Raw genomic sequence first — 22868 nt, forward strand, 5'->3', positions numbered from 1 at the left:
GATCAGTGCACTCCCATGAACAGGCGGCCCCAGCGGATCTCGGCGGGCCAGTACCACACCTGCCAGAACGGGTGCGCGTTATCGACAGACATGAAGATCCACTTCGCCTGCCCCACCAGGTTCTCCATCGGCACGAAGCCGAGATCCTGCGGCTCATCGCCCATGAAGCGGCTGTCGGCGCTGTCGTCGCGGTTGTCGCCCATGGCGAAGAAGTAGCCCGGCGGCACGACATATTCCGGCGTGTCGTTCTTGCCGCCCTCATCGGTCAGCTTCAGGATATCATGCGCCACGGGGCCGTGGCCGCCGCTGCCGGGCAGTATCTCGCGGTAGCGGTCGCCTTCCATGCGGGTGCGGTGCTCGTCGATGGCGGCATAATCGCCTTCAGCCTCGCGGGGCACTTCGATGCCGTTGAGGTAGAGCTTGCCCTCGCGCATCTGCACCGTATCACCCGGCAGGCCCACGATGCGCTTGATGTAGTCGATCGAGGTATCCTTGGTGAAGCGGAAGACCGCCACGTCGCCGCGATGGGGCATGCTGTTGAAAATCCGTCCCTCGAACAGGTTGGGCGCGCCGGGCAGCGCGAAATGCGAGTAGCCATAGCTGTATTTGGCCACCCACACGTAATCACCCACCTGCAGCGTCGGGATCATGGAGCCGGATGGAATGTTGAACGGCTCGAACAGCACCGTGCGCACGCTCAGGGCCAGCACGCCTGCTATGGCCACGGTGCGCACGAGTTCGAGTAGCCCGCCGGAGCGGCGCTCGGGCGTGGCCTGCGAGAGAATTGTCTTGTTATCGTCCATTGGCATGTCTGTATCTTCAATCCGGCTCTGGCATCGACCGGACAGGCTGCGCCGGACGAATAACGTGCGGATCAAGCCCACGCACGCCCTGCCTGTCAAGCATTGCCCAAGGGCAGCGTGAAGGGCATCAGGCCGTGGCCACCTTCTCCGCCATGATCATGACCTGGGCAAAGGCGTAAGGGTGCTCGTCGGTCATGGTCAGGAATATGCGCGCTTCGTGACCCGCGGGCAGCAGGCTCTCCAGCCGCGCCTGCGCCCCGCCCGAAAGCCGCATGACCGGCTGCCCACCGGGCAGGTTCTCCACCCCAAGGTCGCTATGGAACACGCCCCGGGCGAAGCCGGTGCCCAGCGCCTTGGCGCAGGCTTCCTTCGCCGCCCAGCGCTTGGCATAGGTGCCCAGCCGTGCATTGCCCTGCCTGCGCGCGGCAGCCTGCTGCTCGCGCGCGGTGAACACGCGGTTGATGAAGCGCGTACCGTGCCGGGCAAGGACCGTCTCGATCCGCCGCGCATCGCACAGATCCGAACCGATGCCGATCAGCATGGTCTGCTACCCCCTTGCCCGCTCAACCTGCACCACGCCCTTGGCAGCCCGCAGCGCCACCATGATGGCGGTCAGGTGCCGCAGGTCGCGCACCTCGATATCGGCAAGGATCTCCATGAATTCAAGCTGGCGGTTGACGATGCGCAGGTTCATCATCACGCCCTCATGCTTGGCGGCGATATTGGTCAGCGTGGCCAGCATGGCAGGCTCGTTGGCGGTGACCACGCTCAGCCGCCCGGTATGGTGGCCGGTGGCGTTGCGGGCAATCAGGTCGTAATCCCAGTCGAGGTCCATGAACCGCTCGGGGGTGGCGGCAAAGGTTTCCAGCGTCTGGCAGCCCAGCGTATGCACCGTGATGCCCTTGCCGGTGGAGACGATGCCCACGATCCGGTCGCCGGGCAGCGGGTGGCAGCACCCGGCAAAATGCACCGCCATACCAGCGCCCACGCCCGCAAGCGCCATGCCGCCCGCAGCCGGCTTGCGCCGCCCCGGAATGCCACCACCCAGCGCGCCGCCGGCAGGGGCGCGCATGGACAGGCCCGGCACCATGCGCGGCGCGCGCGGAGCGCGGCGCAGTTCGGGGTAGGCAAGCTGCACCACCTCACGCGCGGACTGGTTGCCATTGCCCACGGCCACGTACAGGTCGGCAACGCTTTGCAGGCGCAGGTCCTTGAGCAGGCTGTCGAGCACCTTTTCCGAGCCGTCAACGCCCTCCTGCCGGAAAGCCTTGGCCAGCGCCACGCGCCCGCTTTCCAGATGGGCCTCGCGCTGCTGCAGCGCCACATGGCGGCGAATGCGCGCCCGCGCCTTGCCGGTGGCAACAAACCGTTCCCATGAGGGCGAGGGCGTGCCGCCGCGCGCGGTCATGATCTCGACCTGATCGCCATTCTGCAACTCGTGGCGCAGCGGCATCAGGCGGCCATTGATGCGCGCGCCCACGCAGGTATCGCCCACCTGGCTGTGCACGGCATAGGCAAAATCAACCGGCGTCGCCCCGCGTGGCAGCGAGATAAGCTGCCCCTTGGGCGTGAAGCAGAAGACCTGATCCTGATAGAGTTCGAGCTTGGTGTTCTCGAGAAACTCATCGGGGGCCGATGAATCCTCAAGGATATCGAGCAGATCCTGCACCCAGCGCAGGCCCGAGACCACGCCCTTGGTCGCACCCTTGGCCGCCACATCGGGCAGCTGCTTGTACAGCCAGTGCGAGGCCACGCCGTTTTCGGCCACGTCGTGCATTTCCGCCGTGCGGATCTGCACCTCGATCTTCTGGTTGCGCGGGTGGCGCAGCGTGACCCCGGTATGCAGGCTCTGGTAGCCGTTGGCCTTGGGCGTGGAAATATAGTCCTTGAACCGCCCGGCAATGACCGGATAGGCGGCATGCACCGCGCCAAGCGCGATGTAGCACGCCTCACGCGAGGGCACGATGATGCGGAAGGCCATGATGTCGGAAAGCTGCTCGAAGGCGACATTGCGCCGCTGCATCTTTTCCCAGATGGAATAGGGCGTCTTTTCGCGCCCCGTCACCTCCACGCCCTCCAGCCCGGCATCAATGCACAGGGCCTGGAGTTCGCGGCGGATCTCCTCGATCACATCCGCGCCCTGCCCGCGCAGGTAGTTGAGGCGTGCGCGGATGGTCGCCATCGCCTCAGGCTCGAGGGCGGCGAATGACAGGTTCTGGAGTTCGACCTTGACCTTGTCCATGCCGATACGGCCGGCAAGGGGGGCGTAGATCTCCATCGTCTCGCGCGCGATGCGCTGCCTGCGGTCGATGCGCTGCACGTAATGCAGCGTGCGCATGTTGTGCAGCCGGTCGGCGAGCTTGACGAGCAGCACGCGGATGTCGCGCGACATGGCCAGCACGAGCTTGCGGAAATTTTCCGCCTGCTTGGTGCGGTCGGACTGGAGTTCGAGCCGGGTGAGCTTGGTCACGCCATCGACAAGCTCGGCAACCGTATCGCCAAACTGTTCGCGCAACTGCTTCTGGGTCACCCCGGTATCTTCCACCGTATCGTGCAGGAGCGCTGTCACGATCGAGGCAGTATCGAGATGGAAGCCCGCCAGGATGTTGGCCACGGCCAGCGGGTGGGTGATGTAGGGGTCGCCGTTATCGCGCGCCTGGCCCGCATGGGCGGCGGAGGCCACGGCAAAGGCCCGGCGGATCAGGTCCGCATCGGCGGTGGGGTCATACGCATGGATGCGCCGGATCAGCCCCTCGCATGACAGGGTGCGTTCCCCACCCCCTTGCCGGGCGGGAAGGGTGGCCGCAGGTGCGGCCACGCCACCCGTGGCAGGCACGGGCAGGGAGGAAGATGTGGTTTCCGATCCGGTCGGGTCAGTCACCTTCGACCCTTTCGTCAGGAATTAACGATTCCGTCCGCTCAGGGCCGACTCAACCGATGCCTCGAGTTCTTCAGCCGACATGCCGCCAGTGGAATGACGGGCTTCTTCCTCGGCCGAGACATCCTGCAGGCCGAAGATGTTCTGCTCGGTCGGGATCAGGTCGACCACTTCCTCATCGGCAGGCTCGGGCTCGGGCGCGCGGGCGAGCGAGCGCACGAGGTCGCTGCGAATCTGCTCGAGGTTAATGGTCTGGTCCGCGATCTCGCGCAGGGCGACAACGGGGTTCTTGTCGTTATCGCGGTCAATCGTCATTTCCTCGCCGCGCGACAGGGCGCGGGCGCGCTGGGCCGCGAGCAGCACCAGTTCAAAACGATTGGGAACCCGCTCAACGCAGTCCTCGACAGTGACGCGTGCCATCAGGCCTGAACTCCGGTTGTTAAATAGGTGTGTTGATAAGAATTTACCTTATTACGCCCCCGTCTGTCGTGATGCAAGCCTTATGCGCCCTCTGGCCCCGCCATGCGGCTGATGGCCTGCCCCGCGACACCGGGCAGGAAGGCGTCAATTCCCTGCCCTGTCACCGGGTCGCGCCAGTCGGGCATGACATCGCGCAGCGGCAGCAGCACGAAGGCGCGCTGCGTCGCCCGCGGGTGCGGCACGATGGGGTCAGGCGCCGCGCGCACCAGCGTGCCCATGGAGATGATGTCAAGATCAAGCGGGCGGGCGGCGTTGGCTACCGTGCGCCTGCGCCCGGCCGCGGCCTCGATGGCATGCAACTGGCCTAGCAGCCAGGCCGGGTCGGCATCGCCCGCCATACGCACGACTCCGTTCACGTAGGGCGGCTGGCCCGAGGGGGGCACCGGCGCGCTCTCGTACCATGCCGAGACGCCCACCACCGAAAGGCCGGGAATGCGGGCGAGTTCTTCCACTGCCCACAGGCAGGTCATGGCCGCAGTTTCACCACTTTCGCGCGGCAGATTGGCGCCCACCGCAATAAAGGTGTCTGAGATGCAGGAGATGGATTGCGGCATGTTCATCGAGAAACTATGGTCCGGTAGCCTGCGATCGGTGAGTAATCCGCTCGTCAGGGAACTTCTGTGAGGATATACGCTTCTATATAACTGGACCGATTGCTGACACACAACTTGCCTATCGTAATAAAATACATGCCAGTCGAAATTTAACACGATCGCAACATATTCACTTTCTTGTTTCAGGGACTGAACACAAATGTTTTTTCAACCCGAGGAACGGCTCTGCCTTTTTATTGATGGCACCAGCCTGTATTCCGCATCACGTAACCTTGGTTTCGAGGTTGATTACCGCAAGCTGCTGCAATTCTTCCGTTCGAAGTCAAACGTATTGCGGGCCTATTATTATTCCGCCGTGCTCGACACCGAGGAATACTCCCCCCTCAAGCCCCTGACGGACTGGCTCGTCTATAACGGCTACTCCCTCGTGACCAAGAACGCGCGCGAGTTCATCGACCATAACGGCCGCCGCCGCGTGCGTGGCAACATGGATGTGGAACTCGCGGTGGACATGATGGAAATGGCGCCGCGCATCGACCATGCCGTGCTGTTCAGTGGTGATTCCGACTTCCGCCGCCTGCTTGAATCCGTACAGCGCCAGGGCGTGCGCACCACGGTGGTTGGCTCGATCAAGACCACGCCGCCGCTGATTGGCGATGAACTGCGCCGCCAGGCCGACCAGTTTGTTGAACTGGCCGACATCGCCACCCACTTCATGCGCCGCCATCTTGAAAACCGCCCGCCCCGCCACAACGCCCCCCCGCCGGTGCGCCACCCGGCGGACCAGATGAGCGAGCAGGACGGCGACTGATACAAAAACCCCGCCCGGGCCTTGGTCCGGGCGGGGTTTTCAATACAAATGATTGATAAATAAAGAATAAAAGTTTTTGGGGTCGTTTTTCGAAGCTTTTGAAAAAAGCTTCACCAAAAACTTTTATAATTTCAGGACACGATCTCCGCCCTCAGCCATCAAGTTGCAGGGCAGTGCGGGTGCGCTCGCGCACCTGTGCGCACAGGGCCGCATCCTGCCCCAGCCTGGTGCCATAGGAAGGCACCATCTCGCGCAGCCGCGCCTCCCATTGGGGCAGGCGGTCGGCAAAGCAGCGCTGAAGCACGGTGAGCATGATGGGCGCTGCGGTGGAGGCGCCGGGCGAGGCCCCAAGCAGCCCCGCGATGGAACCGCCGCCGCCGGTCACGACCTCCGTGCCGAACTGCAGCACGCCGCCCTTCTTGGCGTCCTTCTTGATCACCTGCACGCGCTGGCCTGCGGTAATCAGTTCCCAGTCCTCCTTGCGGGCGGTGGGCACGAAGTCGCGCAGCGCCTTGAGCCGGTCCTCGTTGGACTGCATGACCTGCTGGATCAGGTATTTGGTCAGCGGCATGTTGTCGCGCGCGACCGCCATCATCGCCCCGATATTGTCCATGCGGATGGAGCGCGGCAGGTCGAGCCATGACCCCTGCTTGAGGAACTTGGTCGAGAACCCGGCATAGGGGCCAAACAGCAGGCCCTGCCTGCCATCGATCACACGGGTATCAAGATGCGGCACCGACATGGGCGGCGCACCGACCGAGGCCTTGCCATACACCTTGGCATGGTGCTGGCTCACCACATCGGGGTTGGTGCAGCGCAGGAACTGCCCGCTGACGGGAAAGCCGCCAATGCCACGGGCTTCGGGGATGCCGCTTTTCTGGAGCAGGTGCAGCGCTCCGCCACCTGCGCCAACAAATACGAATTTGGCGCGCACCCTGCGCTCGCCCCCGCCATGCACGGCACGGACCGCGACATCCCACTGCCCGTCGCCCGTGGGGGTGAGATCCTCGACCTCATGGGCAAGGTTGAGGTCAAAGCCGGGCTTGCTGGCCAGCAGGTCGATCAACCGGTGCGTCAGCGCGCCAAAATTCACGTCCGTGCCCGCAGGGTGCCAGGTTGCGGCCAGAGGCTGGCCGGGCGCGCGGTCCTGCATGACCAGCGGCATCCACTGCCGCATCTGGCCTTCATCGGTGGTGAACGACATGCCCTCGAACAGCGGGTGCTGCTGCAGGGCCGCGTAACGGCGGCGCAGGAAATCAACATTCTCCGCCCCCCACACAAAGCTCATATGCGGAATGGGGTTGAGGAAATCACGAGGGGAGGCGATCTGCCCGGTCTCGACAAGGTAGGACCAGAACTGGCGCGAAACCTGAAAGGCCTCGTTCACGTTCACGGCCTTGGAAATATCCACCGTGCCATCGGGGCGCAGGGGGGTGTAGTTCAGCTCGCACAGGGCCGAATGGCCGGTGCCCGCGTTGTTCCAGCCATTCGAGCTTTCCAGCGCCACGTCATCAAGCCGCCCGAACAGGGCGATGGACAGGCCGGGCTCAAGCTGGCGCAGCAGGGCGCCGAGCGTTGCACTCATGATGCCGCCACCAATCAGGACCACATCGTACGTGGTGGCGGATGAGGGATTCGAGGTCATGGCATTCTCCGGATCGGCATCGGAAACCCGCTGCGTGACTGTTCATCGGCTGGACCGGGCAGCCCGCCCGGCGGCGCGGGACACCCGGCCTGATTACATTCATGTCGGCGCCGGTGGCACCCGGCGCGCCGGCCCCATGCGCCATGGGCAACCGGACTGTCAGCCCTTTCCTTGCCACCATGTGCGCCGGGGCGCTGCATCATCTCTACGCGAGGACGCCATATTCATGCCCCAATGGCCCCTGCCCGTTCGCCCCCGCGCGGGCAAAAAACCGGCCCGCGCGCAGGCGCCGGCCTTCCCTACACGCATCGCGGCGCGGCGTCATCCGCACTGGTCCATGCAGGTGGCCGGAGTCCCGCCATAGCCGTGGCGGATCATAACCGCCGCCACCATGCATGACAGCACGCGCACCGCCACCGGGTCGGCCCGGCTGGTCAGGATGACCGGCACGCGCATGCCCATGACAATGCCCGCCGCCCGCGCCTGCCCGATGAAGGTCATCTGCTTGGCCAGGATGTTGCCTGCCTCAAGATCGGGCACCACCAGAATATCCGCCTGCCCCGCAACCGGCGAGACCACGCCCTTGCAGCGCGCCGCCTCGGGGCTGACGGCATTGTCCAGCGCCAGCGGCCCGTCCATCACGGCACCCGTGATCTGCCCGCGTTCGGCCATCTTGCACAGCACCGCCGCATCGAGCGTGGAAGGGAGTGCGGGGTTGACCATCTCCACCGCCGAGAGCAGCGCCACCTTCGGCTGCGCCATGCCCAGCATGTGCGCAAGGTCGATGCTGTTCTGCACGATGTCGCGCCGGGATTCGAGGTCGGGCGCAATATTGACCGCGCCATCGCTGACAAGCAGCACGCGCGGGGCCTGCGGGGCATCGAGCACATAGACATGGCTCATGCGCCTCGCCGTGCGCAGCCCGCCCTCATGGTGGCCAAGCTCGTGCAGAAAGATGCGCGAATGCAGCGAGCCCTTCATCAACGCCGCCACCTCGCCATCGCCTGCCATGCGCACGCCGTGACGGGCGGCTTCCTCCGCCGTGGGCAGGTCGATGAAGGTGCACCCCGCAAGCGACACGCCCGATGTGCTGGCCAGTTGCCGGATATGCCCCTCCGGGCCAATCAGCACCGGCTGGGCCAGATTGTTACGCGCCACCTCGGCGGCAGCTTCAATGGCGGGCAGGCTGCACGGATAGACCACGCCCAGCCGCATGGGGGCATGGCCGGACAGGGTGTGGGCCAGATCATCAAAAAAATGCAGGCTACGCATCATGGCTTCTTTCGGGCCTTCTTTCGGGTTGCGGGCAGGGCCTGCTCCCCTGATGCCACAGCCCCCCGTATCCACCCGCCATCATCTTTATGCGAGGCACCAACAGGCACGGATGCGAACGCTGGCCGCTCCGCCCTGCGGGCACGCCTCCGCACGCGCCATTATTCAGGCCTGTAAAACCGCCCGATGGGCCGCACCACAAGCACGGCACTTCCACAGTTCCCCCCGTGACAGGTCACCTGCCCCTCATGCATGCTGGGGCGGAATACGGGCACGGGCCTGAACGGCGCCCGCCATCATCAAGGAGACCATTCATGTCCACCGCTTCCCTGATCGGTTTTATCGGCTTTGGCGCCATGGCGTCGCGCATGGGGGCCAATCTGGCCAAGGCGGGCTACAGGCTCGTGGCCTATACCCCATCAGGCAAGGGGGGCGATGGCAGCACGCGCTTCGTGTCCACGCCGCGCGCCCTGGCGCAGGAGGCGGATGTCGTGATCGTGTGCGTACCCGATGACGAGGCACTCGAAGCCTCGCTGCAGGGCGCGGAGGGCGCGCTGGCAGGCATGAAGCCCGGCAGCCTGCTGATCAATACCAGCACCGTCGCCCCCGAGACTTCCGTGGCCCTGGCCGAACAGGGCAAGGCGCTGGGGCTGACCGTGATCGACGCGCCCGTGGCGGGCAGCACGCCGGAGGCGGAATCGGGCAATCTGGTCATCCTCGCCGGTGGCACGGCGGAGGCGATCAGCCGCGCCCAGCCGATGTTTGACGCCATGGGCCGCCTGACCATCCATGCCGGCCCCGCGGGCAGCGGCTCCAGGCTCAAGCTCGTCATCAACGGCATCATGGGCGCCACGCTGGCCGTGGTGGCCGAAGGCGTGACCTATGGCCTGGCATCCGGGCTGGAGCGCGACATGCTGTATGACGCGCTTGATGCGGTGCCGGTCATCTCGCCGCACCACAAGCGCAAGCTCAAGGCTGCGAAGGCAGGTGATTTCAGCCCGCAATTCCCCACCCGCCTCATGCAGAAGGACATGCGCCTGCTGCTGACCGACGGCGCCCGGCAGTTGGCCCCGCTCCCCGCCATGGCCGCCGCCACCCAGAGCCTGTCGCTCACCCGCAGGCGTTACCCCAACGAGGATTATTCCGCCCTGTTTGCGGTAATGGAATCCATGGTGGCCAACACGCCCTGAGGAAGACTGCCGGTGTCAAAAGTTTCCGGGTGTCGCCCTTTTTCCAAAAAGGCGATGTCGTCCAAAGCTTTTTGAAAAAAGCTTCGCCAAAAACTTTTGTCTGACCGGGTTTCATATCCGCCCGCGCGCCATCGCGGCCATGACGGCCAGCCTGTCGCCCAACCCACGCGGCGGCGGGCTTGCTGGCACGGCGCGGGCTTTCATGTCGCGCAGGCCGAGGGCCGCAGGCAGGCTTGCGGCAAGCGCCGGGCGCGGCAGGCGGCCACCCGCGCGCGCCTGCGCCAGCCAGTCCTGCCCCTGCTGGCGCAATTCCATACGCAGGGTTTCGATCTGGCCGGGGCCTGCCTGCCCCGTGCGCAGCCCCTCACGCGTCAGGCCCGCATCAGCCAGCATGTCGTCAGGTAGCGGGCAGCGACCTGCGGCCAGCACGGCTGGCAGGTAGCGCACCAGCGCGCCCACCCCGTACACCCCGCCATACAGGCGCACCCGCTCCAGCACCGGGCCATCCTCAACGCCCGCGGCCATTGCCATGGCCACCTGCATGCCCCCCGCGCCCGCCAGCATGGCGGCCCGCCAGCATGCGCGCTCAGGCAGGCCGTCCAGTTCATCCTCGCGCGCCGTGATGATGGCCTCGATCGTATCGCGCCGCACCTGCCCCCCCGCCAGCAGGCCAAGCAGGGCGCGGGCGGTGTCGTGGCGCTGGGCGTTGCCGCTTTCCACCACGTCGCGCCACCATTGCAGGCGGATCAGCCCCGCCATCGGCCCCGCCACCGCCCATGAGGCAGGCGTGGCCACGGCGCGCACGCATTCATGGTTGAAGGCGATCAGCACCATCGCCGCCGCGCGGGCCGGAGCGGGCAGGAACAGCGCGCAGAAGAAGCGGTCCGGGTCCGCCGCGCGGGCGGCGCGCAGCATGGACACGCCATCGTGCACGACAGGAGATGCATCCATCGGACCGGTCATGGCGTTTGGTTCCGAAGGCATGGGAGGCGTTCGTTCATATGTCCGTCACTTGACGCACCGGGCCCGCCCCCATAGCAATCTTGGTATGGCGGCCGCGTGCCGCCCCTTGCAATTCCCAGGAGAATGTTCATGGCTTTCGAATTGCCGTCCCTTCCCTTCGCCTACAATGCCCTTGCCAACCGTGGCATGTGCCAGGAAACGCTGGAACTCCATCACGACAAGCACCATCAGGCCTATGTGACGGCGCTGAACGGGTTTGTCGAATCCAAGCCGGAACTGCAGGGCAAGTCGCTTGAGGAAATCATCCTCATGGTCAAGGGCAAGCCCGACCTCGCCCCCGTGTTCAACAATGCGGGACAGCACTGGAACCACATCCTGTTCTGGCAGAACCTGGCGCCCAAGGGCGGCGTGATCCCCGATTCCCTGAGCAAGAAGATCGTTGAGGATCTGGGCAGCATCGAGAAGTTCAAGGCTGACTTCAAGGCCGCTGCCGCCTCGCAGTTCGGCTCGGGCTGGGCATGGCTGGTTCTGGGTTCCGACGGCAAGCTGAAGGTGACCAAGACCGCCAACGGCTCCAACCCGCTGGCCGAAGGCCAGGGCAAGGTGCTGCTCGGCCTCGATGTGTGGGAGCACTCCTACTACCTCGACTTCCGCAACCGTCGCCCCGACTACATCGTCAACTACCTCGACCAGCTCGCCAACTACGAGTTTGCCGAGGCACAGCTCCAGTCCGCCTGATCTGGCCCTGCGGCCCGGACTACGGAAAACCCGGCCTCGCGTCGGGTTTTTTGCGTCCAGGGCAATTTCACCAGTTCGAATGTGTCCATTCAAACCGGATCTGCCCTAGTGCTTTTCGGGCGGGGCATTGCATCCCAGCGCACGCAGCTTCGTGCCGCGCATGAGTTCCGCCTCGATCTGTTCCAGCGTCATGCCCCGCGTCTCGGGCACGCGCAGCGCCACCATGGCCATGAACGCCACGTTGAGCGCCGCATAGACCCACAGCACCCGCCCCGCCCCCAGCACCTCGAGCCCGGTCAGGAACGTGGCGCTGACCACCATGTTGGCGATCCAGTTGGCGCAGGTGGAGCACGCCATGCCGAACTCGCGCCCGCGCAGCGGCAGGATCTCGGCGCAGAGCAGCCACGCCAGTGGCCCGGCCGAGAACGCGAAGGCCGCGACAAACACCAGCATGCACGCCCCCATCAGCAGCCGCAGCCCCGGCATGGGCGGCACGCCGCCTGCCAGGATCATGGCCTGCCCCGCCATGGCCAGCGCCATGACCGCGAATCCGCCAATCAGCATGGGCCTGCGCCCGATCCGGTCCACCCAGAACGTCGCCACAAAGGTTGAAAGCAGGTTGATCACCCCCACCCCCACCGGCCCCCACACCTGCACGTAATGGCTGTAGCCCACCAGCCCGATGATGTAGGGCGCGTAGTACAGCACCGCGTTGATGCCCGAGAACTGCTGCGCCACCTGCAGGCCCACTGCCAGCCACATGGCGCGGCGGCAGTTGGGGTCGTTCATGAAATTGCCGATGCCGTCCTTGCGTGCCGCCAGCCGGGCCATGATGGCGTTGCGCTCGGCCATGACCAGCCGGGGCAGGCCGCGCAGCTCGATCAGCACGCGCCGCGCGTCACGCTCGCGCCCCTGGGCCAGCAGCCAGCGCGGGCTGGGCGGCAGGAACATGACCCCCATCATGAACACAAGCCCCGGAAACCCCACGATGCCCAGCATCCATCGCCACACGCCAAAATAGGAAAACAGCCCATCCGACACGTAGGCCGCGAGCAACCCGCACGAGATCATGAGCTGATAGCCCAGGATCATCGTGCCCCGGCGGCCGGAATCGGCAATCTCGGCAATATAGAGCGGGGTGGTGAACGTGGTGGCCCCCGTGGCCACGCCAAGCAGCAGGCGGGCGAACAGAAGCGTGCCGAACGATGACGCCTCGGCACAGAGCAGCGGGCCGATCACGAACAGCCCCGCCGTAAGCACCAGCGTGCGCTTGCGCCCCCATGTGTGCGAGAGCCATGCGGCGGCCACCACGCCAAGGGCGGCACCAAGCAGCATGATGGCCACGATCGATTCGCGCTGCAGGTCCGACAGGGTGAATTCCTGCGCGATCAGGTCGAGCGCGCCGGACATGACCCCCGTATCCAGCCCGAACAGAATGCCTGAAAGGGCTGCCAGCCCCCCGATCAGCCCCGCGCGGCCACGTATGGCCGGGGGATGGTGGGAGCCTGCGGGCTGGCCTGTCTGCGCGATACCGGGCTGCCTGTGCATCCTGCCTGCTCCTGCTGTTGACAGCAGCAACGATGCAGACAGGGGGAAGTTCGCCCCACGCGGGGGCGAACATGGTCGCGTGGGGTGCGATCAGCCCTTTTTGGCCGCCTTTTCTGGCGTGCTGTCATTGGCGGGGGTGGCAGCGCTGGTAATGACCGAGCTGATGGTGTCGCGCAGCACGCTGACGCGCACGCCCTGCGCGATCTCGACCTCGACCTCGTTCGACTCCGCCGTAACCTTCTGCACCACGCCGATGATGCCGCCCGCCGTCAGCACCCGGTCGCCCCGGCGCAGCGCGGAAAGCTGGTTGCGCAACTGCTTCTGCTTGACCTGCTGCGGGCGGATGAGCAGGAAATAGAAAATGCCGAACATGGCCACATAGGGCAGCACCGCCATGATGCCATCACCACTCAGCAGGCCGCCACCCGCAGCCTGGGCATGGGCGGGCGTGGTCAGTAAATCATTGAAAATAGAGGCCATTGCAATCTTTCCGGCAGAATGAAGGGTTGAACGGGTTGCGGGTTTGCCATGCGGACCATAGTTTTCGCCTGTTTCCCGTCAAGGCGTTCGCCTGGCCCGTGTCAGCCAACGCGCTCCGGATCGCCCGGTGGCCTGCGCCACCGCCCTGTCATGCCCGAATCAGGATCGACGATGGACCAGACCACCCTCCCCGTTCTCGAACGCATTGCCGCAGCCCTCGAGCGCCTCTCACCCCCCGCACCCTCGCTTGCCGGGCTGGAGCAGGCGGATGCCTTCATCTGGCACCCCGCCCTTGGCCGCCTGACCCCCGTGGCCCACGTGGCGCATGTGGAGATGGGGCTGTTGCAGGGCATCGACCGCCAGCGCCAGATGCTGCTCGACAACACGCTGCACTTCGCGCACGGCCTGCCCGCCAACAACGCCATGCTGTGGGGTGCGCGCGGCATGGGCAAGTCCTCGCTCGTCAAGGCCGCCCATGCGCAGGCCAACCTGGTTGATGGCAGCCCCGCACCCCAGGGCAAGGGGCGGCTGGTGCTTGTCGAGATCCAGCGCGAGGATCTTTCCACCCTGCCCGACCTGCTGGCCCTGCTGCGTGAAAGCCCGCGCCGGTTCATCGTGTTCTGCGATGACCTGTCATTCGAGCGCGAGGATGCGGACTACAAGGCGCTCAAATCCGTGCTTGACGGCGGCATTGCCGGGCGGCCGCACAATGTCCTGTTCTATGCCACGTCGAACCGCCGCCACCTCATGCCGCGCGAGATGATCGAGAACGAAAGTTCGAGCGCCATCAACACATCCGAGGCCACGGAGGAAAAGGTCTCGCTTTCCGACCGTTTCGGGCTATGGATCGGCTTTCACAACTGCGCGCAGGATACGTTCATGGACATGGTCCGCGCCTATGCGAAGGAGCGCAACCTGCCGATCAGCGACAAGGATCTCGTGCGCCGCGCCAATGCGTGGTCGCTTTCGCGCGGCGGGCGCTCGGGGCGCGTGGCCTTCCAGTTCATCGAGGATCTGAGCGCCGAACTTTCTGCCCGGCCATGATCCATCACAAGGATTGATCCGTGCGGCTGCTGGCATGCTGGCATGCTCCATCCCCCTCGATGGACCACCACAGGCCGGCATGAAGCCCGATGCGAAAGGATGCGCCCACCGCGTTACAAAACATGACGGCACGGAAGCATTTGCCCTGCCCGTAAAAAACATCCTTAATATCGCCATGGCGACAGGATAACGTTCGGAATGCGTCGCAATACATGTTGTGCCCGACATCCTGCCAATGGCACATCCGGCTGCCATGCCCTGTTAACAGTCAAGAGAGACAATGGATCAGTCGTTACCGCCTGACAGCATGCAGTCCTCCGCCCCGGCCAGCGGGCGGGATCTGCGCCGAATCCGTGCCAACCCCGATTTCTGGTATCCCGTTGCGTGGTCACGGGAACTGAAACCCGGCAAAACCATTGGCACCCGCTATGCGGGCCAGCCCATTGCCCTTGTCCGCCCGAAGGAAGGGGGCAGCATTTTCGCGCTTGAAGACCGCTGCGCCCACCGTCAGGTGCCCCTGAGCAAGGGCACGGTCAAGGGCGACTCCGTGCAATGCTGCTATCACGGCTGGGCCTATGGCCGCTCGGGCCGGTGCATCGACGTGCCCTATCTGGGCAAGGGCAAGCTGCCCAACGGCGTGCGCACCTATCCCGTGCGCGAAGCCGATGGGCTGATCTTCGTTTTCCCCGGTGATCCGGCCAAGGCGGAGGCAACGCCCTTCCCGCGCCTGGCGGAGGTGGCGAACCCCGCCTACAAGACCCGCCGCTTTGGCCAGCTTGTGCATTGCCACTACAGCTTCATGCACGAGAACCTGATGGATATGAACCATCAGTTCATGCACATGAAGCAGATGGGCCAGATGAAGCCCCGCTTCCTCGGCCAGGAGCGTGGCCCCGGCCTGGTGGAGGCCCGCTACAGCTTTGCACGCACCAGCGGCAAGCAACCGATTGGCGAGGCGCTGATCTTTGGCCAGAAGCGCGACAACAGCGAGAAATTCGCCCATCGCGATGTCATGACCATCCGCACCACCTATCCCTACCAGACGCTTCATATCCAGACAGGCGACAGCCCGCCGGTCATGGATCTGTGGATTGCCTACGTGCCGCAGGATGAGGCGGAACTGACCAACCGCGTGTTTGGCCTGCTTTCCATCAAGCGGCCTGGCATTCCCGGCGTGCTGGACCTGGCCTGGCCGTTCCTGACCGCGTTCACCGAGCGGATCTTCCGCGAGGACCGCGAGATCGTGGAACTCGAGCAGAATGCCTGGTACGAACAGGGCGGCGACCGCAACCAGGAAATCTTCCCGGTCATCAACAACCTGCGTTCCCTGCTGGTTGAATGCGGCCTGCCCGCACAGGACGATACGCCCGCGCCGGTTGCACGGGGTGCGGCCTCGGCATGATGGATCAGGCGGGACATGGTTCGGTCACCTTACTTGAGGCCGGCGAATATCGCCTGCGTGAAGTCCGCACATCTGATGCGGGCACGATGCACAGGCTGATCAATGACTGGAGCGTGGTGCGGATGCTCAGCCGCGTTCCCTTCCCCTATTCGCTGGCCATGACCGAGGACTGGATCGCCTCCACCATCGAACAGTCGCAGCATGGCGAGGCCTATCACTTCGCCATCACCTGCCCGCAGTCCGACCAGCCCGATGCGCTGATCGGCTGCATCGGGCTGCGCATCAATGCCGCCGACCGCTCGTGCTCACTGGGCTACTGGGTGGGCCGCGCGCACTGGAACCGCAAGGTGGCCAGCACCACGGCGGGGCGGCTTGCCCGCTGGGCGCTGGCCAACCTGCCGGTGGACCGGCTGACCGCCTCCGCCGCACATGACAATCACGCCTCGATCGCGGTGCTCAAACGCATCGGCTTTCGGGAAAATGGCACAGGCACGCAGGAATTCGTCTCACGCGGCGGGGAATACCCGGTGCGCCTGTTTGAAGCACGGCATGCCGACCTGTCGGGCGAGGAGATGATGCAAGAGACCGAAGCAGGCGATACGCGCCGGATCGTGCTGGTGGCCGCCGTGGCCCTGGTGGATTCGGATGCCCGCGTGCTGCTGGCCCGCAGACCGGAAGGCAAGTCCATGGCCGGGCTGTGGGAGTTCCCCGGTGGCAAGGTGGAAACGGGCGAGACGCCCGAGGCCGCCCTGATCCGCGAACTCGATGAGGAGCTGGGGCTGGACGTGGCCCGCTCGTGCCTCGCCCCCTTCACCTTCGTCTCGCATGATTACGGGCATTTCCACCTGCTCATGCCGGTTTATGTCTGCCACCGCTGGAAGAACACCCCCACCCCGCGCGAGGGGCAGAAGCTGGAATGGGTGCCCGCCGCAAAACTGCGCGACTACCCCATGCCCGATGCCGACCGCCCGCTGATCCCGCTGCTGCAGGATCTGCTGTAAGAGAGTGTTTGAAAACCTGCCTCCCGTAAAAAATAAAAGGCGGCCCCGGATCAGACCGCGGGGAAGGCGTGTGGTTCCTGCCCCGGCACGTCCACGCGCAGGCTGAACAGGCTGCCTGCCTGCGGGGTGCGGGCCAGCACGTCATCGGGCGTGTTCTTGCGTGCCGTGGTCACGTATAGCGTGCGCAGGTCCGCCCCGCCAAAGGCCACCTTGGTCACGTTGCGCGCAGGCATGGCAATCGGCTCGAGGCGCGTGCCATCAGGTTGGAAACGCTCGATGCGCCCGCCATTCCATACGCCCACCCACAACGTGCCCGCACTGTCCACCACCACGCCATCGGGGTAGCCATTATCCACGCGGGCAAAGACCCGCCGGTTCGACAGGCTGCCATCAGCGGCGAGGTCAAACACGTAAATCACGCCCGCGGGCGAATGGTTGTGGTAAAGCCGCGTGCCATCGGGCGAAATGCCGGGGCCGTTGGTCACGACATAGCCTTCATCATGCCGCAGCAGGTCCAGCCCGTGCGCGGAGCGGGTGACGGAATACAACGCCCCGGAGGGCGTGCCTTCTTCATCATCCATGGTGCCAAACCACAACCGGCCTGTTGAATCCACGCAGCCATCATTGATGCGGTTGCCCGGATGCTCGGGCTCCACTTCCACCATGCGATGGAATGCGCCGGTGCCGGGATCGAACCGGTACAGGCCATCCTTCAGCCCGCAGACCAGCGTGCCATCGCTGGCCGGCACGACAAAGCCGGGCCGCGCCGGTGCCTGCCACGACGCCCTGGCCCCGCTGGCCGGGTCAAGCCGGTGGATGGCCTGGCCCACGATATCGACAAAATAAAGCGCCTGCTCGCGCATGGACCAGACCGGCCCCTCGCCAAGTTGCGCCCTGATATCCCATACGCATTGCGGGTGTGGCATCGCTGGCGTGTTCATGCAGTCTCCTTTGGGGTAAGCTTGTGGTCGTTACAGGGTGGGGCCAGAATGCCCCTGCCCGCAACCTAGTGGAATGCCGATCATGAATCCCACCGCCTGCCTGCTGGTCATTGGCAACGAAATCCTGTCCGGCCGGACACAGGATGTAAACGTGCAGTATATTGCCCGCCGCCTGTCGGAGACCGGCATAACACTCAGCGAAGTGCGCATCATTCCCGATATCCGCGCCGTCATTGTCCGTAACGTGACCGAGGCGCGGGCGGCCTATGACAATGTGTTCACCACCGGCGGTATCGGGCCGACGCATGATGACATCACCTCCGCCTGCGTTGCGGAATCGTTTGGCGTGCCGTGGGTGCACCACCCCGAGACCTTCAGCCTGCTCGAAGCCCATTTCCCGCCCGGCGAGTTCAACGCCGCCCGCCAGCGCATGGCCACCATGCCACAGGGGGCAACGCCCATCCGCAATGCGGTTTCGGTCGCACCCGGCTTTACCATGGGCAATGTGCATGTGATGGCAGGCGTGCCCCGCATCATGCGCGCAATGTTCGAGGAAGTGCTGCCCACCCTGCCCCACGGCACGCCCGTCACCTCACAGGCATGGCATGCCAATGGCCTGTATGAAGGCACGCTCGCCGCCCCGCTCGAGGCGATACAGGAGCGCTACCCTGCCATTGACATCGGCTCCTACCCCTACCGGCTTGATGAGAGCCAGCGCGGCGTATGCCTGCTGTGCAAGGGCACGGACACGCAGGCCGTAAGCGATGCCGCCACCGCCGTGCGCGACCTGATTGCGGGCCTTGGCTTCGCGCCGCTGCCGGGTGAACCGGCAAAAGCCTGAATTTATTAAAAAATAAAAGCTTCACCAAAAACTTTTACCAGCCGAAGCCATCAGGCGACGGCGTCACGCCCCATGGCGAGGAATTTCTCGCGGCGCTGCGCCTTGAGTAGCACGGGGTCCTTGGCCAGCAGGCCGGGCAGTTCGGCGGCAATGGCGTCGCCCACGGCGCGGATGGCAGCCTTGGGGTCGCGCTGCGCGCCGCCAAGCGGCTCGGGAATGATCCGGTCGATCAGCCGCAACTGGAGCAGGTCCTGCGCGGTGATCTTGAGCGCATCGGCTGCGGTTGCGGCCTGCTTGGGGTCGCGCCACAGGATGGAGGCGCACGCCTCGGGCGAGATGACGGAATAGATGGCGTGCTCGAGCATCATCACCCGGTCACCCGCGCCAAGGGCCACGGCGCCGCCGGAGCCACCCTCGCCAATGACGGTGGCAATGACGGGCACCGGCACGTTCAGGCAGGTCTCGATGGAGCGGGCAATGGCTTCCGCCTGGCCACGGGCTTCGGCATCGATGCCGGGCCATGCGCCGGATGTGTCGATAAAGGTCAGGACCGGCAGGCCGAATCGCCCCGCCAGCTTCATCAGGCGCTGGGCCTTGCGGTAGCCCTCGGGCCGGGCCATGCCAAAATTATGCTTGAGGCGGGTCTCGATCTCGGCGCCGCGCTCGGTGCCGATAACCACGACGGGCTGGTTATTGAACCGGCCCACGCCGCCAATGATGGCCTTGTCATCGCCAAACAGCCGGTCACCGGCAAGCGGCGAGAACTCGGTAATCAGCGCATCGATGTAATCGACCGTGTGCGGGCGCTGGGCATGGCGGGCCACCTGCACCTTCTGCCACGGGGTCAGCTTGGCGTAGGCCGTACGCAGCTGCCGGTCGGCTTTTTCGCTCAACCGGGTGATCTCTTCCGCGATGTTGATCCCGTCCGGACCGGACATCCTGCGAAGTTCGTCGATCTTGTTCTCAAGCTCGGCGACCGACTTTTCGAAATCTAGAAACTGGCGCATGCGCTACCGATAGCACAGCCTGCGTGCCAGCCAAACATTTTCGCGCATGGAATTCCGCCTGCCATGCATTTTTGTCCGTCCGGCCCTGCCGAGCGCTGGCGGACCACGCATCCCTCCAACGCGTATCGTATCCTGGGCGCGAGAGCGGTATTTTTTTAATGAAGGCAGCATTATTCAAAGCTTTTTGAAAAAAGCTTCACCAAAAACTTCTTTATGTCTGGCGACCTTTTTAACCCGTGCGATCCTGCCCCAGCGGGTGGTGCTGCGCCACGGCGTCACGCAGGCGGTCGAGCATGACATGGGTATAAATCTGGGTAGTGGCGATATCCGCATGGCCAAGCAGCACCTGCAACGCGCGCAGATCCGCCCCGTGGGCCAGCAGATGCGTGGCGAAGGAATGGCGCAGCACATGCGGCGACAGGCGCTGCGGGTCCAGCCCCGCGCGCAGCGCCACATCGTGCAAAATGCGGTCGAATCCCTGCCGCGTCATGGGCTGGCGGGCACTCCGGCCAGGGAAAAGATACGGGCTTTCACGCCCGGCATCGAGCGCCATCAGCGCCCGCGCCGCCTCACGCGCGCGGGCCGACATGGGCACCATGCGCTCGCGCCCGCCCTTGCCGCGCACCAGCATCATGCCCGGTGCCGCATCCAGCGCGCGGCGCGGCAGCGACAGCAGTTCCGATATGCGCAGGCCCGAGGCATACAGCATCTCGAGCGCCGCCCTTGCCACCATGAGCCTGCGCCTGCGCGCGGGTGTGGCATTGGGCTCGGGCACGCAGGCAGCCAGCAGTTCCGTCACCTCGGGCTCGGACAGGAATCGTGGCAGCGGCGCATCGAGCCGGGGGGCCTCAAGCAGGGCAGCGGGGTTGTCAGGCCGCATCCCCTCGCGGGCCAGGAACAGGAAATACTGCTTGAGGCATGACAGCCTGCGTGCCTGCGTGCGCGCAGCGAGGCCCTGCCGCGCAAGGCCAGAAAGGTAGTCGCGCAGGTCACTCTCGCCTGCCGTGAGCGGCGTTACGCCGCGGGCGTGCAGGCCAGCATTCATATCCGCAAGGTCGCGGGTATAGGCGCGGATGGTATTCAGCGCCGCCCCGCGCTCGGCCGCCTGCATTTCAAGAAAGGCGTCAACGCCGCTCGCGCTCACCCTGCCCCCCGCACGCTCAGCCCGGGGCCAGCGGGGCTACCGGCAGCGGTGCGGGCGCACCGAGGGGTGGCAGGGCCGCAGGCGGTGGCGGGGCGGCGAAGGACACATCCTTGTGCACATCTTCCTGCACCAGCGCGGGCGGAAAGGCCCCGAGCGCGAAAAAGCCCCCGATCACGCACAGAACCAGAACACTGGCGAGGGCAATAACAATACGGATCATTCAACCGCTTTCCTATGCTGCAAACCCCGGTGGCCCTGGCGGGCGCAGGCGCGTTGCCCCGCCCACGCGGAGCTTGCCCTGACCACGGACTCTACCGGTCCTGTCCTGCTGTATGTTAGGTTGCGCGGCATGTCACGCCAGATTCCCCCCATTCGGCCCCAGTCCGAGCCCGCATCCCTTGCCATCCCCCTTGACCTGAATGCCGTTGGCCCCGCCAGCCCCCGGCAGCCGGGCAGCGGGCGCACCATCGTGCTGGTCGGGCTGATGGGCGCGGGCAAGACCACGATCGGCCGCCTGCTGGCCGCCCGGCTGGGCGTGCCCTTTGTCGATTCGGACGAGGAAATCGAACGCGCTGCAGGCTGCACCATCGCCGACCTGTTCCAGCGCTATGGCGAGGCCGAATTCCGCCGGGGCGAGCGGCTGGTCATCCGCCGCCTGCTGTCCGGGCCGCCCGTGGTGCTGGCTACCGGTGGCGGGGCCTTCATGGATGGGCGCACGCGCGCGAGCGTGCGCGAGCATGCCGTCTCGATCTGGCTGCGCTGCCCGCTTGACGTGCTGGTGCAGCGCGTGGCCGACCGCACGCACCGCCCGCTGCTCAACAACGCAACGCCGCATGCGGTGCTGGCCGACCTTATGCGCCTGCGCCATCCGGTCTATGCGGAGGCGGACATTATCGTTGATTGTGGAGATGACAACGTGGAACACAGCGCCGACCATGTGCTGCACGCCCTGCAGCACAACCAGCAGCCCCTGCGCGTGCCCGTGCGGCTCGACCGCGCCAGCTACGAGGTGCTGATCGGCCCCGACGTGATCCGCCGCGCGGGCGCGCTGCTCGCCCCCGTGCTACCCCAGAAGCGGGTGATGGTGATTACGGATGCCACCGTCTCGCCCCTGCACCTGCCCCGCCTGCTCGAGGCCCTGGAAGAGACCGGCATCCGCGCCGAGACCATCACCATTCCGCCTGGCGAGGGATCAAAGAGCATCAGCCAGTACGAGCGCGTGACCAACGCCCTGCTCGAGGCGCATGTCGAGCGCGGCACGACGGTCGTGGCCCTTGGCGGCGGCGTGGTGGGCGACCTGTCGGGCTTCTGCGCGGCCACCACGCTGCGCGGCCTGCCGTTTGTACAGATCCCGACCACGCTGCTCTCGCAGGTGGATTCGTCAGTCGGTGGCAAGACCGGCATCAACACGCCCTTTGGCAAGAACCTGCTCGGCGCCTTTCACCAGCCCATCGCGGTGCTGGCCGATACCTCCACGCTCGCCACCCTGCCCGTGCGGGAACTCAGGGCCGGTTACGCCGAGATCGTGAAATCCGGCCTGCTGGGCGATGCAGGGCTGTTTGACTGGTGCGAGCGCCACGGCGCCGCGGTGCTGGCTGGTGATCCGGCCATGCAGGCCGAGGCCATCCGCCTTGCCTGCGCCTTCAAGGCCCGCGTGGTGGTGGCCGATGAGCGCGAGGAGCGCAAGGCCGATGGCCGCGCCCTGCTCAACCTTGGCCACACCTTTGGCCACGCGCTGGAAGCCGAGATGGGCTATGACGGCAGCCTGCTGCATGGCGAGGCGGTCTCGATCGGGCTGCGGCTGGCCTTCATGCTCTCGGTCCGGCTCGGCTACTGCCCGACCGAGGATCTCGACCGCGTCACCCATCATCTCGAACGCCTGTCCATGCCCGCGCGCATAGGTGACACAGGGCGCAATTTCTCCGCAGCCCAGCTCGTGCGCAACATGCAGCGCGACAAGAAGATGCGCGATGGCCGCCTGTCCTTCGTGCTCGTGCGTGGCATTGGCCGGGCCTTCACCTGCCGCGACGTGCCTGATGAGGCCGTACTTGAAGTCCTGCGCGCGGATGGCTGCACGGCCTGATGCCCTGGGCGGGGCTGTGATATTCTGACCACAGACCGCCCAT

At 65.4% G+C, this 22868-nt stretch carries 22 protein-coding genes; 8 read left to right on the forward strand and 14 right to left on the reverse strand.

The features are described from left to right. Positions 1-2 precede the first annotated feature (2 nt). From lepB to folK, 5 genes are all read right to left on the reverse strand, one after another. Entirely contained in the window at positions 3-803 is an 801-nt protein-coding gene (lepB, locus tag QEG70_RS07065; RefSeq protein ID WP_308720223.1) for a signal peptidase I, read from the reverse strand. A gap of 127 nt (positions 804-930) precedes the next feature. Then, positions 931-1344 carry a holo-ACP synthase gene (gene acpS, locus QEG70_RS07070; RefSeq protein WP_308720016.1) on the reverse strand — a complete coding sequence of 138 codons (414 nt, stop codon included), beginning with the start codon at positions 1342-1344 and terminating at the stop codon, positions 931-933. A 6-nt stretch (positions 1345-1350) separates the two neighbouring features. Further along, the gene (locus tag QEG70_RS07075; RefSeq protein ID WP_308720224.1) at positions 1351-3645 is read right to left on the reverse strand and encodes a RelA/SpoT family protein; all 2295 of its coding nucleotides are present in this window, start codon (positions 3643-3645) and stop codon (positions 1351-1353) included. Between the two features lie 60 nt (positions 3646-3705). Next, on the reverse strand, positions 3706-4101 hold the full coding sequence (gene rpoZ, locus QEG70_RS07080) for a DNA-directed RNA polymerase subunit omega (protein WP_308720017.1): 396 nt from the start codon (positions 4099-4101) through the stop codon (positions 3706-3708). An 80-nt stretch (positions 4102-4181) separates the two neighbouring features. Further along, positions 4182-4721, reverse strand: coding sequence for a 2-amino-4-hydroxy-6-hydroxymethyldihydropteridine diphosphokinase (gene folK, locus QEG70_RS07085; protein ID WP_308720018.1), 540 nt, complete (start codon positions 4719-4721; stop codon positions 4182-4184). A gap of 193 nt (positions 4722-4914) precedes the next feature. On the opposite strand from folK, the gene QEG70_RS07090 reads away from it, so the two are divergent. Then, positions 4915-5526, forward strand: a complete 612-nt coding sequence (locus QEG70_RS07090) for a LabA-like NYN domain-containing protein (protein ID WP_061271569.1) — start codon at positions 4915-4917, stop codon at positions 5524-5526. 151 nt (positions 5527-5677) lie between these two features. Here QEG70_RS07090 and QEG70_RS07095 read toward each other — a convergent pair whose 3' ends face one another. Together QEG70_RS07095 and QEG70_RS07100 are read right to left on the reverse strand one after the other, a co-directional pair. Continuing rightward, entirely contained in the window at positions 5678-7171 is a 1494-nt protein-coding gene (locus QEG70_RS07095) for a malate:quinone oxidoreductase (RefSeq protein WP_308720019.1), read from the reverse strand. A gap of 321 nt (positions 7172-7492) precedes the next feature. After that, positions 7493-8446 carry a bifunctional enoyl-CoA hydratase/phosphate acetyltransferase gene (locus QEG70_RS07100; protein ID WP_308720020.1) on the reverse strand — a complete coding sequence of 318 codons (954 nt, stop codon included), beginning with the start codon at positions 8444-8446 and terminating at the stop codon, positions 7493-7495. A 311-nt stretch (positions 8447-8757) separates the two neighbouring features. On the opposite strand from QEG70_RS07100, the gene QEG70_RS07105 reads away from it, so the two are divergent. Next, positions 8758-9633, forward strand: coding sequence for an NAD(P)-dependent oxidoreductase (locus QEG70_RS07105; RefSeq protein ID WP_308720021.1), 876 nt, complete (start codon positions 8758-8760; stop codon positions 9631-9633). A 111-nt stretch (positions 9634-9744) separates the two neighbouring features. On the opposite strand, the gene QEG70_RS07110 is transcribed toward QEG70_RS07105, so the two are convergent. After that, positions 9745-10596: a squalene/phytoene synthase family protein gene (locus tag QEG70_RS07110; RefSeq protein WP_308720022.1), complete on the reverse strand. Its 852-nt coding sequence runs from the start codon at positions 10594-10596 to the stop codon at positions 9745-9747. 129 nt (positions 10597-10725) lie between these two features. On the opposite strand from QEG70_RS07110, the gene QEG70_RS07115 reads away from it, so the two are divergent. After that, on the forward strand, positions 10726-11334 hold the full coding sequence (locus tag QEG70_RS07115; RefSeq protein ID WP_110566925.1) for a superoxide dismutase: 609 nt from the start codon (positions 10726-10728) through the stop codon (positions 11332-11334). Positions 11335-11439: 105 nt separating this feature from the next. Here QEG70_RS07115 and QEG70_RS07120 read toward each other — a convergent pair whose 3' ends face one another. Together QEG70_RS07120 and yajC are read right to left on the reverse strand one after the other, a co-directional pair. Next, on the reverse strand, positions 11440-12882 hold the full coding sequence (locus QEG70_RS07120; protein WP_308720023.1) for a sugar porter family MFS transporter: 1443 nt from the start codon (positions 12880-12882) through the stop codon (positions 11440-11442). Between the two features lie 90 nt (positions 12883-12972). Then, on the reverse strand, positions 12973-13362 hold the full coding sequence (gene yajC, locus QEG70_RS07125; protein ID WP_172159153.1) for a preprotein translocase subunit YajC: 390 nt from the start codon (positions 13360-13362) through the stop codon (positions 12973-12975). A 171-nt stretch (positions 13363-13533) separates the two neighbouring features. Between yajC and QEG70_RS07130 the strand changes: the two genes are divergently transcribed. The 3 genes from QEG70_RS07130 (at position 13534) to QEG70_RS07140 (ending at position 16809) form a co-directional block, all read left to right on the forward strand. Beyond that, the gene (locus tag QEG70_RS07130) at positions 13534-14406 is read left to right on the forward strand and encodes an ATP-binding protein (protein ID WP_308720024.1); all 873 of its coding nucleotides are present in this window, start codon (positions 13534-13536) and stop codon (positions 14404-14406) included. A 280-nt stretch (positions 14407-14686) separates the two neighbouring features. Continuing rightward, positions 14687-15808: a Rieske 2Fe-2S domain-containing protein gene (locus tag QEG70_RS07135; protein ID WP_374762563.1), complete on the forward strand. Its 1122-nt coding sequence runs from the start codon at positions 14687-14689 to the stop codon at positions 15806-15808. After that, on the forward strand, positions 15805-16809 hold the full coding sequence (locus QEG70_RS07140) for a bifunctional GNAT family N-acetyltransferase/(deoxy)nucleoside triphosphate pyrophosphohydrolase (RefSeq protein WP_308720025.1): 1005 nt from the start codon (positions 15805-15807) through the stop codon (positions 16807-16809). The genes QEG70_RS07135 and QEG70_RS07140 overlap by 4 nt, the downstream gene beginning before the upstream one ends. A gap of 50 nt (positions 16810-16859) precedes the next feature. Here the strand turns inward: QEG70_RS07140 and QEG70_RS07145 are convergent, their stop codons facing one another. Next, entirely contained in the window at positions 16860-17750 is an 891-nt protein-coding gene (locus tag QEG70_RS07145; protein ID WP_308720026.1) for an SMP-30/gluconolactonase/LRE family protein, read from the reverse strand. An 82-nt stretch (positions 17751-17832) separates the two neighbouring features. Between QEG70_RS07145 and QEG70_RS07150 the strand changes: the two genes are divergently transcribed. After that, a complete protein-coding gene (locus tag QEG70_RS07150; RefSeq protein ID WP_308720027.1) occupies positions 17833-18591 on the forward strand; it encodes a competence/damage-inducible protein A in 759 nt (252 codons plus the stop codon). Positions 18592-18641: 50 nt separating this feature from the next. Here QEG70_RS07150 and QEG70_RS07155 read toward each other — a convergent pair whose 3' ends face one another. The 3 genes from QEG70_RS07155 to QEG70_RS07165 form a co-directional block, all read right to left on the reverse strand. Continuing rightward, positions 18642-19598 (reverse strand): acetyl-CoA carboxylase carboxyltransferase subunit alpha, encoded by a 957-nt coding sequence (locus tag QEG70_RS07155; protein ID WP_308720028.1) that lies wholly within the window; start codon positions 19596-19598, stop codon positions 18642-18644. 229 nt (positions 19599-19827) lie between these two features. Then, positions 19828-20742, reverse strand: a complete 915-nt coding sequence (locus QEG70_RS07160; RefSeq protein ID WP_308720029.1) for a tyrosine recombinase — start codon at positions 20740-20742, stop codon at positions 19828-19830. Between the two features lie 16 nt (positions 20743-20758). Further along, entirely contained in the window at positions 20759-20962 is a 204-nt protein-coding gene (locus QEG70_RS07165; protein WP_308720030.1) for a hypothetical protein, read from the reverse strand. 129 nt (positions 20963-21091) lie between these two features. Here QEG70_RS07165 and aroB point away from each other — a divergent pair, with 129 nt between their 5' ends. After that, positions 21092-22825, forward strand: coding sequence for a 3-dehydroquinate synthase (gene aroB, locus QEG70_RS07170; RefSeq protein WP_308720031.1), 1734 nt, complete (start codon positions 21092-21094; stop codon positions 22823-22825). The last annotated feature ends 43 nt before the right edge of the window (positions 22826-22868 follow it).

It is taken from the genome of Komagataeibacter xylinus, assembly GCF_031081985.1.
GTDB lineage: Bacteria > Pseudomonadota > Alphaproteobacteria > Acetobacterales > Acetobacteraceae > Komagataeibacter > Komagataeibacter xylinus_E.